Consider the following 11030-nt stretch of genomic DNA (forward strand, 5'->3'; position numbering starts at 1 on the left):
CCACCTGAAGTGGGGGGCCGCGGCCTTGCTCACTTCAGCGTGGGGAACCGGCGCAGGGTCGGGCTGAGGGTGGTGCCCACGGCGACGACGGCCAGAAAGGCGCCCCAGATCATCAGGCTGCCTCGGCTGTCGCCGGACGCCATCAGCACTCCGCCCATCAGCGGCCCGAGCGCACCGGCGCCGCCCGCGAAGAGCCCGACGATTCCGCTCAGTCTGCCGCGCAGCTCGTCGGGTGCGACCGTGATCTGGTAGGTCATGACCGTCGTGAACGCGGTGGGGATCAGGAGCGCGATCCCGCCGAGTACGACGGCGGTCGGCACACCGGTCGGCACCAGCGCCAGCACCAGCGTCAACGCCGCCCCGATCCAGGGGAACCCGATGATGACCGCGGGCGCGGGCAGCGCGGCGTGCAGCCGGCCCGCGACCGCGGCGCCCAGCAGGCCGCCGGCGCCGAACCCGGTCATCATCACGCCCAGTTCGCCCGGGGCCATGGTCTCCTCGCCCGCCGACGCGAGCACCATGATGATCAGGGCGGAGATGAACAACTCGCAGCACATCAGCCAGACGAGCGTCGATCTGATCACCCGGTGCCCCCACACCCACCGGAACCCCTCGGCGAGCATGCCCGCCTTCTCGGGCTCCCCGACGACAGGGGTGTGCGCGGGAAGGCGGAGGAAGCACAACACGAGGCAGGACATCACGAGCAGGGCGCCGGCGACCGCGAACGGGGCCATCGGGTCGACGACGAACAGGAAGCCCGCGCCCGCCGGGCCCAGCAGCGTGGCGATGTAGCGGCGCGTGGTGTTGCGCGCCACCGCCTGCGACAGCTGCGACTCGTGCACGACCTGCGGCAGCGCGGCGTGTTCGGCCGGGTCGAAGGCCGCGCCCATCAGCCCTTCCGCGACCGCGACCGCGAGCACGTGCGGCCAGGAGAAGTGGCCGGAGAACAGGGCCACCGCGAGGCTCACCATCGCCACCGTACGGACGCACTGGCACACCAGCATGACCAGCTTGCGGTCGAAGCGGTCCACCAGCACGCCCGCCGGAACGTTGGCCGCCATGCCCGCCGCCGCGACGACCGCGGCGACGGCTCCCATCTGAAGTGCTGAGCCGGTCGCCGCCATCACCATCAGCGGGAACGCGATGAGGCACAGCTGGCCGACCAGTTCGGACGCCAGCTGACTGCCCCACAGCACGTGGTAGTTCCGGTTGCGCGACAGCGGTGGTACGGAACCGGGACCCGGCTCGGTGGCCGTCCCCTCCGTAGCTGTCGCGCCCGTGACTGTCCCGTCCGTGGTCGTCCCTTCCGTGGTCATCCGGTCGTCGCTCCGGTACGCCGGAGCAGCCGCCCGGCGAGCTGGAGCAGCTCGACCCGGCCCGTGTCCGGGTCGCGGACGAACCGGCCCGTGCCCGGGAGCCCACAGCCCTCGGTGGTGAACCGCAGGTCCGCGTAGCAGGTCAGCGCGGAACGGGGCCCCGACCCGAGGGACAGGGTGAGCCCTTCGGGGCGCGACTCGACCACGCAGTCCCAGTCGCCGTTGGCGTACCGCCCCGCGCACTCGGGCGGCCCTGCGACCGGCGCACCCGGCTCGGACAGCGCCCGCGTCGAGTGGTTGGCCACGGCGAGCCCCGCCCCGCCGAGAACGGCGAGGAGGTCCTCCCACAGCCCTGGCCCGGTGTTCGCGTTCGCGGTGAGCGCCACCGCCGTCCCGCTCGCCGGGTCGAAGCGCAGGTGGGACCACGTACCGTCGCCGCTGCCGTCGTGACCGTTCCAGTCACCGTCCACGCCGCGGTACACGGACCAGCCGAGCCCCCAGCCGTCGGCGAGACCGAAGGGTCCGACGGCGATGCCGTCGGTCCTGTCGTGGAGCATCGCGTCGGCGGCCGTGCGGTCGAGCACCCCGGACGCGGTCCGGTCGTGCACGCCCGCCAGCCGCACCAGGTCGGCCGCACTGGCCGCGAGCGCCACGGCGGGCTCGTCGAGCGGGGAGAAGGACTGCTCGGGCACGGGGAGCACACGGCCCTGCACCACGTGCCCCTGCGCCATCGGCCGTTCGCCCGGCTGTGCGTGGTACGCCGCCGTGATCCCGAGCGGGCGCAGCAGCATCGATTCCACGGCGGTCCGCCAGTCCGTACCGGTCAGCACTTCGACGAGTCGGCCCGCGAGCACGTAACCGACGTCGGAGTAGGAGAACGCGGTGCCCGGCGGGTGCGTCACGGCGCTCTCGTCGCAGTGCCGTTCGACCCATGCGCGCCGGTCCGCGCTCGGCACCCGCTCGTCGATCGCGGCGATCAGCCCACCGGTGTGGCTGAGGGCCTGCCGCGGGGTCACCCGGCCGACCGGGCCCGCGGCGGAGAGCTCGGGCAGGTACGCGCCGATCGGGGCGTCGAGGTCGAGGCGCCCGTCGGCCGCCAGCAACTGCACGAGCAGCGCGGTCACCGGCTTGGTCAGGGAGGCGAGGGGGAACGCGGTGTCGGCGGTGACCGGCAGTCCGGTCCCGGCCACCCGCTCCCCCGTCTCGACGACGATCAGCCGGCCCTGGTGGCGCACGGCGAGCTGTGCGCCCGGTACCCGGTGCGCGCGCGCCAGTTCGGCGAGCCTGGCGGCCAGGAACTCGCGGCCGACGGCCGGGCCCGCGGTGTGGTCCGCTGCGCGGTCCGGCACGTGGTCCGCTGCGCGGTCCGGTGCGCCGACCGGCGCCGCCGAGCGCTGTGCGGGAATGCCGGGGCGTGCGACAGCGGGTTCGTCGTGGCCGGTCGCGCCGTTCCCCGCGCCCTTTCGGGGCTCGGCCCGCACCGCCACCTTCGCCAGGCGTTCGACGGTCGGGTGCGAGAACAGGTCCTTCGGTACGAGGTGCCACCCGGCACGCCGGGCACGGTAGACCACCTGGACGCTCAGTACCGAGTTTCCGCCCAGCTCGAAGAAGTCGCCGGTCACGTCGATCTCCTCGACCGGGCGGCCGAGCACGTCCGCCCAGGTCGCGGCCAGCGCGGCCTCGGTCTCGTCGCGCGGCGCGACCCGTGGCGCGTCGGCGTCGGCGACGGCGCCCGGCGCCGGCAGCACCTGCCGGTTGACCTTCCCGCTGGGCGTCAGCTCGAACACGTCCATCACCACGAAGAACGCGGGCACCATGTACCCCGGCAGGTACTGCCGGAGGTACGCCTTCAGCTCCGCGCCCGTGGGCGACGCGTCCCCGGACGGCACGTAGTACGCCACCAACTGCTGGTCCCCCGGCCGGTCCTCGCGCGCCACCACGACGGCCGAGCCCACCTGCGGGTGGGTGTCCAGCACCGTCTCGATCTCGCCGAGCTCGATCCTGAATCCCCTGATCTTGACCTGGTCGTCGACCCGGCCGACGAACTCCAGGACCCCGTCGGCCCGCCACCTGACCACGTCGCCGGTGCGGTACATCCGCTCGGCGGGCGGCCCGAACGGGTCGGCCACGAACCGGCCCGCGGTCAGTCCCGGACGGTTCGCGTAGCCCCGCGCCACGCCTTCGCCGGCGATGTACAGCTCGCCGGGCACGCCGGGCGGAACCGGCTGGAGGCCCGCGTCGAGCACGTACAGCCGGGTGTTGGCGATGGGCCTGCCGATCGGCGGCGCACCGGTCGCGCCGCGCGTCAGCTCCGCCGCGGTCGACCAGATGGTGGTCTCGGTCGGCCCGTAGACGTTCGTCACCGAGGGCGATCCGGTGGTCAGGGCCTCGGCCAGTTCCGCGGGGAGCGCCTCGCCGCCGACGAGCACCCGGATCCTGGCGAGCACGTCCGGAGCGCCCTCGACGACGCCGCGCCACAGGCTCGGTGTCGCCTGCACCACGGTCACGCCCTCGTCGTGGACGATCCGGCGCAGCTCCTGCGGGTCCTGCACCAGTTCCTTGTCCGCGAGCACCACGGTCGCACCGCTGATCAGCGGCACGAACAGTTCCAGGTGCGCGATGTCGAACCCGACGGTCGTCACGGCCAGCAGCCGGTCGTCGGGGGTCATCGCGGTCCGCTCCCGCATGTCCAGCACGAAGTTGCGGAGGTTCGCCCGGGTGACGACCACGCCCTTCGGCCTGCCGGTGGAGCCGGAGGTGTAGAGCGTGTACGCGGCGTTCGAAGGGCTCGACGGCGCGGACGGGTCCGGCCCGGTGGCCGGGTGGTCCGCCAGCGCGGCGGCCACGTCCGGGTCGGTGAGCGAGAGGGACGGGGTGCCCTCCGGCAGGTCGAGCACGGCCGCGTCGCAGGTCAGCACCAGGACCGGGGCCGCGTCGCGCACCATGAACGCCAGGCGTTCGCGCGGGTGGTCCAGGTCCAGCGGCAGATAGGCCGCGCCCGTCTTCAGCACCGCCAGCATGGACACCAGCAGCTCGGGCGTCCGCGGGCAGGCCAGGGCGACGGTCTGCTCGGGGCCGATCCCCAGCGCCACCAGGTGGTGGGCGAGCCGGTTCGCGCGGGCGTCCAGCTCGGCGTAGCTCAGCTCGGTGTCCGCGCACACCAGCGCGGTGCCCTCCGGGGTGGCCGCCGCCTGCCGCTCGAACAGCTCGATCGTGGTGGCCTGCCCGGTCTGCCGGGAGGTGGCGTTCCACTCGTGCAGCAGGACGGCCCGCTCGCCGGCGGGCAGCACGGGCAGCCGGGCGATCGGGACTTCGGCGTGGTCGGCGAAGGCGTCCAGCACGGTCGCCAGGCGTTCGGCGAGCCGCTCCACGGTGTCCGCGTCGAACAGGCTCGGGTCGAAGCCGACGCGCAGGTGCAGCTCGTCGGTGGTGAAGGCGGTGAGCGTGAGCGCGTAGTTGGTCTCCTCGGCGCCGGTGCTCTCGCGGACCACGAGCCCGTGCCGGGAGGCCGCGTCCCGGTCGTACGGGAAACTCTCGAAGATCACGATGCTGTCGAACAGGCCCGAGTCCCTCGACACCTCGCTCCAGCTGCGCACCTGCGCCAGCGACACGTGCTCGAACTGCCGGGTCTCGACCTGCTCGTCCTGCATCCGCCGCAGCCACGACACGAGGTCGAGACCGCTGTCGACGGTCGTCCGTACGGGCAGCGTGTTGATGAACAGGCCGACGATCTCGTCCGCGCCCGCCAGTTCCGCGGGGCGGCCCGACACCGTCGCGCCGAAGCACACGTCGTGCTCACCGCTGTGCCGTGCGAGGAGCAGCGCCCACGCGCCCTGCACGACGGTGTTGACCGTCAGCCGGGCGCTCTTGGCGAATGCGTAGAGCCTGCGCGAGCGCTCGGCGGGCAGCCGCAGGTTCACGTCGCGCGAGGACCGCGTGCCGTGCGCGGACCGCGGCGCCCGGTCGAAGGGCAGCGGTGTGGCCGCGGTGAAGCCCGCCATCGTGCGCCGCCAGTGCTCCTCAGCGGCGGCGTCGTCCTGCTCGGCGAGCCACTGCACGTAGTCCCGGTACGGGCGGCGCGGCTTCGGCGCCGGGGTCGGCGCGCCGTTCAGCGCGGCATGCTCCTCGAACACCTGCGCCAGTACGTCGGCGAAGCTCCATCCGTCCAGCAGCAGGTGGTGCGAGGACCAGAACACCTGGACGCCCGTCTCCGGCAGCCGGGCGAGGGTCAGCCGCATGAGCGGCGCCTCGGCCAGGTCGAGTTCCAGTGCGGGCAGGCTTTCCCACAGCGACCGCGCGCGTGCTTGGCGCTGCTCGTCGGACAGGTCGCTCCAGTCCAGGTGCGTCACGGGCAGCCGCACGTCGCGGTGGACGATCTGGAGCGGTACGTCCGCGTCGGACCCGACCACGGCGGTGCGCAGGATCGGGGTGCGGTCCACCACCCGCTGGAAGGCCTCGGCCAGCCTGCCCGGGTCGTCCACCCCCTCCAGCACCGTGGCGAAGTGCGTGAGGTACACGTCGCCGCCGTCGCCGTCGAGCGAGTGGAACAGCATGCCGCTCTGCATCGGGGTGAGCGGGTAGATGTCCTCCGCCGAGCGGCCGTCGCCCGCGATCCGGTCCACCGCCGCCTGGTCGAGACCGGCCAGCGGGAAGTCCGTGGGGGTGCAGCCGCCGGCGCCGGGCAGGGCGCAGTGCTCGACGATCTGCTCCAGCGCCGCGAGGAACGCCTCGGCCAGCCGGGCGACGGTCTCCTCGCGGTGGACGTGGTCGGAGTACTCCCAGCCGAACTCCAGCTCTCCGTCGCGGATCATGCCGGTGACCTCGATCAGGCACTGGCGGGCCTGTTCGGGGCTCCGGTCGGGCACCGGGTTCTCGCACCAGCCGCGGAAGAGTCCCGCGTCGCCGGTGCCGGCGTCGAAGCGGCCGTGGTAGTTGAACCCGACCTGGCACTGGCGGCCCCGGCCCAGTACGCCCGGCGCGCCGAGGTACCGGAGGGCGCCGTAGCCCAGACCGCGGGACGGCACGGCGCGCAGTTGCTCCTTGACCGACTTCAGGGTGGTGCCCCAGTCCTCGCTCTCGGGCAGCTCCAGTGCCACGGGGAACACCGTGGTGAACCAGCCGACGGTGCGCGAGAGGTCGACGTCGCCGAACAGGTCCTCGCGCCCGTGGCCCTCCAGCTCGACCGGCACGGTGCCGCCCGCCCAGTCGCGCAGCACCCGGGCGAGGGCGCTGAGCAGTACGTCGTTCACCTGCGTCCGGTACGCCTCGGGCACCTTGCGCAGCAGTGCGTCGGTGCGGTCGGCGCTCAGCCGCCGGGTCAGGGTGCGCGCGGAGCCCGCGGTGTTCTGCCCCTGGTGGTCCACCGGCAGCGTGGCCGCGTCCACGGTGGTCCGCTCGACCCGGGTCCAGTGCTCCAGCTCCGCGTCGAACCCGCCTTCGGCCGCCAGGCCGTTGAGGCGTTGCGCCCAGTCCCGGAAGGACGTGGACTTCGCGCCCAGGTCCACCTTCTGCCCGCGCACCGCCTCCCGGTGCCCGGCCTCCAGGTCGGCCAGGACGACCCGCCAGGAGACCGCATCGACGACGTAGTGGTGCGCGGCGAGGAACAGCCGGGGCGCCCGGTCGGCGCCGAGGGTGAACAGCACGCCCTTGAACAGCGGACCGGTGCGGATGTCGAACCCGGTCTGCGCCGCGGTGATCGCCTCGCGTATCGCCTCGTCCTGCGCGGCGGCGTCGAGCGCGGACAGGTCGAAGGACTCGAACACGGTGGAGTCCACCGCGCTGTCCGGTGCGGCCGTGCTGTGCTGCCGCCACGTCCCGCCGACCCGTTCGGCCCGGATGCGCAGGATGTCGTGGTGGTCGAGCACGGCCACGAACGCCGCGCGCAACGCGTCGGCGTCGACCTCCGCGTCCAGTTCGAGGAACAGGGACTGGTTGAAGTGGCCCGGAGTGTCGGGGAACTCCTCGAAGTACCAGTGCTGCACGGGCGTCAGCGGTACCGGGCCGACCACCGGACCCTGCTCGGCGTGGGAGGCGGTCACCATGGTGACTTCGCCCGCGAGCTCGGCGATGGTCTGCCGCAGGAAGATCTGCTTGCTGGTCAGCCGGAGGTTCGAGCGCCGGGCGAGCGACACCACCTGGAGGCTGAGGATCGAGTCGCCGCCGAGGTTGAAGAAGTTGTCCTCGACGCCGATCCGGTCGCTCTCCACGCCCAGCACCTTCGCCCAGACGTCGACGAGGACGGTCTCCACCGGGGTGCGCGGCGGGACGCGGCGGGACGGGTCGGCCTCGGGCTCGGGCACCTCGGGCAGGGCGCGCCGGTCCAGGGTCCCGTTCGGGGTCATCGGCAGCTCGTCGAGAACCATGATCGCCGAAGGCACTGCCTGGCTCGGAAGGTTGCCGGCCAGGAACGCCCGGAGTTCGGCGAGGTCGGGGGCCCGCGTGCCGGCCGCCACCACGTACGCGAACAACCGGGTGTGGCCGGAGTCGCCCCGCCGTGCGACCGCCGCCGCGGTGGCCACGTCGGGGTGGCGGGCCAGTGCGGTCTCCACCTCGCCGAGCTCCACCCGGAAGCCGCGGATCTTGACCTGGTCGTCCGCCCTGCCGAGGTACTCCAGGTTGCCGTCGCCGCGCCAGCGCACCACGTCCCCGGTCCGGTAGAACCTGCCGGTGCCGGGCCCCAGGACGTCACGGGGGAACCGCTCGGCGGTCAGCTCGGGCCGCCGCCAGTACCCCTGGGCCACGCCGCCGCCGCCGATGTAGAGCTCGCCGGGCACCCCGATCGGCACCGGGCGGAGCTGCTCGTCCACGACGTACACACTGGTGTTCACCATCGGCTTGCCGATGGGGACGATCGGCGAGGGCTCGACCGGATCGCCGCGCAGCGCGAACACGGTGGAGTCCACCGTCGTCTCGGTGGCGCCGTACGCGTTCACCACCAGCGTGTCGGGGCCGACGTGTTCGAGCAGGTCGGCGCTGTCGCCCGCAAGCCAGCCCTCGGCACCGAGGGAGAGCAGCCGCACCGACTCCAGGCCGCCGCCGCCCCGCCAGGCCAGCTCGGTGCTGACCGCCCTGGCCAGCGACGGGGTGGTGGCCAGGATCTCCGGCCTGACCTCGGCGATCAGGTCCGCCAGCGCGGGCGGGTCGGTCACCACCTCCGCCGGGCACACCACCATCTCGCCGCCGAAGAGCGCGGAGAACAGGAAGTCGCCGAAGAACAGGTCGACGCCGAAACTGGCCACGCACAGGGCCCGGCCGCGGATCTCGTCCAGCCCGTAGCGGGCGTTCCAGGCCCGCAGGATGTGGTGCACGTTGCGGTGGTTGATCAGCACGCCCTTGGGCTTGCCGGTCGTGCCCGACGTGTAGATCACGTAGACGAGGTCGTCCACGGTGACCCCCGACTCCGGCGGTCCGTCGGGGAGGGCCTCGATCACCGCCCGGTCGCGGTCGAGGCACACCACGGTGCCTTCGTGCCCGGCGACGCGGTCCAGTACGGCGGTCTCGGTGACGACGACCGGTGCGGCGGCGTCGTCCAGCATCATGCTGAGGCGCTGCGCCGGGTAGTCCGGGTCGAGCGGTACGAACGCCGCGCCCGCCTTCAGCACGCCGAGCAGCGCGACCATCGCGCCCACGCCGCGCTCGACGCACACGCCGACCAGGGTTCCCGGGCCCACGCCCAGGCCGGAGAGGTGCCGCGCCAGTTGATTGGCCCGGGCCGCCAGCGCGGCGAAGGTCAGTTGCTCGCCCGCGCAGCTCACCGCCACCGCGTCGGGCGTGAGCGCGGCCTGCTCGTCGAACAGCTCGTGCACGCACCGGGAGGAGTCGAACTCCATCGCGGGACCGTTCGACTCGGTGATCAGCCGCTGCAGCTCGGGTCCGGTGAGCATGGGCATCGCCCGCATCGGCTCGTCCGGCCGTGCGGAGAGGCCGTCGAGCAGGGTCAGCAGGTGCCCGCTCATCCGCTCGATCGTCGCCCGGTCGAACAGGTCGGTGCTGTACTCGACGTAGCCGGTGAGCGCGCCCTCGTGCTCGAAGAAGTCGAAGGACACGTCCAGCTTGGCCACGTGCAGCGGCGGGTCGATCTCCGTGACCCGCAGGCCGGGCAGTTCGGCCTTGCCGTCCTGCGCGGCCTGGAGGTTGACCATCACCTGCACCAGGGGCGGTCGGCTCGGGTCGCGCTCCGGCCGCAGGATGTCGACCAGCCGCTGGAACGGGACCTCCTCGTGGGCGAACGCGTCGAGCACGGTGGAGCGGACGTCGCGGAGGAAGTCGGTGAAGGTCCGCGTCTCCTCCACCTGGGACCGCAGCACGACGGTGTTGCTGAAGTAGCCGATGAGGTGTTCCAGCTCGACCCGGCTGCGGCCCGCGGTCACCGAGCCCACGGCGATGTCCTGCTGCCCCGAGTACCGGGCGAACAGCAGCTGGCTCGCGGCCACCAGGGTCATGAACAGCGTGGTGCCGTTGCGCGCGCCGAGTTCCGTCAGCCGCCGGGTGAGCGCCGCGGGCACGGTGATCTCGTGCACCGCGCCCGCGGAGCCGCGCACCGGGGGCCGCGGGCGGTCCGTCGGCATCTCCACCGGGGACAGCCCGGCCAGCTGCCGCCGCCAGTAGTCGACCTGTCCCGTCACGTCGGGGCCGGCCTGGCGTTCCTGCTGCCAGACGGCGAAGTCGGCGTACTGCACCGGCAGTTCCGGCAGCGCGGCCGGCTCGCCGCGCACGTACGCCGCGTATCCGGTGTTGAGCTCGTCGACCAGGATGCCGATGGACCAGCCGTCGCCGACGATGTGGTGCAGCCCCAGCACCAGCACGTGCTCGTCCGCGGCGAGGCGCACGAGCGACACCCGGAACAGCGGGCCGCGGCGCAGGTCGAACGGGGTGGACCCCTCGCGCTCCAGGCAGCGGTCGAGTCCCGCGGCGCGCTCGGGCTCCGGCAGGCCGGACAGGTCGAGGACCTCGACCGGCACGCGGCCCGGCTCGTGCACCACCTGGGTGCCGTGGCCCTCGACCTCGCCGATGGTGGTGCGCAGCGCCTCGTGCCGCGCGACCACGCCGTCGAGGGCCGCGCGCAGCGCCTCGACGTTCAGGTCGCCGGTCAGGCGCAGCACCCGGGGGGCGTTGTACTCGACGCTGCCGGGGTCCAGTTCGGTCAGGAACCACAGCCCCTGCTGGCCCGCCGACAACGGCAGCGCGCCGTCCCGGGGCGCCGGGGTGATCGAGCGGTCCTCGGCGACGGGCTCTGCCGCACCGGCGAGCTGCCGCATGACGAGCTCCCGCAGGTGGTCGGGAAGCTCCGACAACCGGTCCTTCGCGGCGGGGGGCAGTTCCATGCTGTTTTCTCCCATTCAGAAGCACTGGTCCGGCTGCGGAGGCGCTGGAGCCCAGGGACGCTGGAGCTCGGAGACACTGGGGCCCAGGGACGCTGAGCTCGGGGACTCCGGCCCTCGGTCCTCGGTCCTCGGTCCTCGGCGATGCTGGTTCCGACGCGTTCAGGACTGAGCGGCGGCCATCTCCAGCACCAGCGCCAGGATCCGGTCGCGGATGGTCGTGGCCAGGGCGGCGATCGTCGGGGCCTCGAAGAGGTCCCGCGGGGTGACCTCGACGCCGAATGCGGTGCGCATCCTGGCGACGATGCGGAGGCTGTTGATGGAGTCGCCGCCGAGGGTGAAGAACTCGTCCGCGATGCCGACCCGCTCGATGCCGAGCACCTCCGACCAGATC

Annotated in this window: 3 protein-coding genes; all 3 read right to left on the minus strand. The window is 73.1% G+C overall.

Annotation, left to right across the window (positions count from 1 at the left end; all coding sequences use genetic code 11):
* Positions 1-29: 29 nt before the first annotated feature.
* Complete coding sequence (locus tag ACWGIG_RS31335) at positions 30-1316, minus strand: MFS transporter (protein WP_453325068.1); 1287 nt, start codon at positions 1314-1316, stop codon at positions 30-32.
* Complete coding sequence (locus tag ACWGIG_RS31340; protein WP_453325069.1) at positions 1313-10639, minus strand: amino acid adenylation domain-containing protein; 9327 nt, start codon at positions 10637-10639, stop codon at positions 1313-1315. The genes ACWGIG_RS31335 and ACWGIG_RS31340 overlap by 4 nt, the downstream gene beginning before the upstream one ends.
* A 159-nt stretch (positions 10640-10798) precedes the next feature.
* Positions 10799-11030: phosphopantetheine-binding protein (locus ACWGIG_RS31345; RefSeq protein WP_453325070.1), on the minus strand; the 232-nt coding region annotated here is incomplete at its 5' end.

The sequence above is a fragment of the Streptomyces sp. NPDC054863 genome (assembly GCF_053610825.1).